This is a genomic window from Methylobacterium sp. WL18, from assembly GCF_008040015.1.
Classification (GTDB): Bacteria; Pseudomonadota; Alphaproteobacteria; order Rhizobiales; family Beijerinckiaceae; genus Methylobacterium; species Methylobacterium mesophilicum.
On the sequence record NZ_VRVD01000999.1, the window covers coordinates 1 to 1138 of the forward strand.

Consider the following 1138-nt stretch of genomic DNA (forward strand, 5'->3'; position numbering starts at 1 on the left):
GGTCGGGAGAGGGGAGCCCGGGTTCAGCAGAGGGCGCGACCGGCATGACGGGCAAAGCCCTGTTCTGCACCGTCGCTCCCCTCTCCCGACCCCCTTCGGGGGCCACCCTCCCCCGCAGAGGGGGGGAGGGAAGGCGCGTGTTGGTCTCGGAGAGATTTCTTTTGCAGTCGAGAACCATCCGGATCGCGTTCCGTGAATCCGATAGCCCGCAGCAGGGGAGGGCAGGCGCCCGCATCCGGCCGCAATCCTACTCCGCCGCCTCCAGCCGCGGCGTGACGCCGTCGAGCGCGGCGGGCCTTGGGCCGCCGGTGGCCCAGTCCAGCAGCTCCACCGTGTGCACGATCGGGATGCCGGTGCCTTTGCCGATCTGCGTGGCGCAGCCGATGTTGCCGGTGGCGATCACGTCGGGGCGGATGCGCTCGATGTTGGCGACCTTGCGGGCGCGCAGCTTGGCGGCGAGCTCGGGCTGCAGGATGTTGTAGGTCCCGGCCGAGCCGCAGCAGATATGGCCCTCCGGCACGTCCTTCACGGTGAAGCCGGCGCGCTTGAGCAGCGTCTTCGGCTCGGTCCGGATGCCCTGGCCGTGCTGCATCGAGCAGGCCGAATGGTAGGCCACCACGAGGTCGCTCTCCGCGGTCGCCGCCAGATCGAGCTGCGCCACGTACTCGGTCACGTCCTTGGCCAGGCTCGAGACTCGCTGCGCCTTCTCGGCATAGGCCGGGTCGTCGCGGAACATAAAGCCGTAATCCTTGATGGTCGTGCCGCAGCCCGAGGCCGTGACCAGGATCGCGTCGAGGCCCTTGGCGATCTCCGCGTCCCAGACGTCGATCGTATGCTTGGCGTGGGCGTGGGAGGAGGCTTCCTTGCCCATGTGGTGGGTCAGCGCCCCGCAGCAGCCCTCGTCGGCATGGACCACCTCGATCCCGTGCCGGTTGAGCAGCCGGATCGCCGCCGCGTTGAAGTCCGGCCGCAGGACGCTCTGGGCGCAGCCGCGCAGCAGGGCGACCCGCTTCGTCGCCGGGCCGCCCTCCGGGGAAAAACGTCCGACGCGGTTGGTCGGCTCGCGTCCGGGCAGCCGCGCCGGGGCGAGGTCGAGCATCGCGGCGAGCCGGTTGCCGACCCGCGGCAGCCGCGCCAC

1 protein-coding gene is annotated in these 1138 nt (G+C 70.7%); it reads right to left on the reverse strand.

The window, feature by feature from the left end; all coding sequences use genetic code 11:
- Nucleotides 1-247 precede the first annotated feature (247 nt).
- On the reverse strand, nt 248-1138 hold an 891-nt coding region (locus tag FV228_RS30415; protein ID WP_147857815.1), incomplete at its 5' end, for a heterodisulfide reductase-related iron-sulfur binding cluster.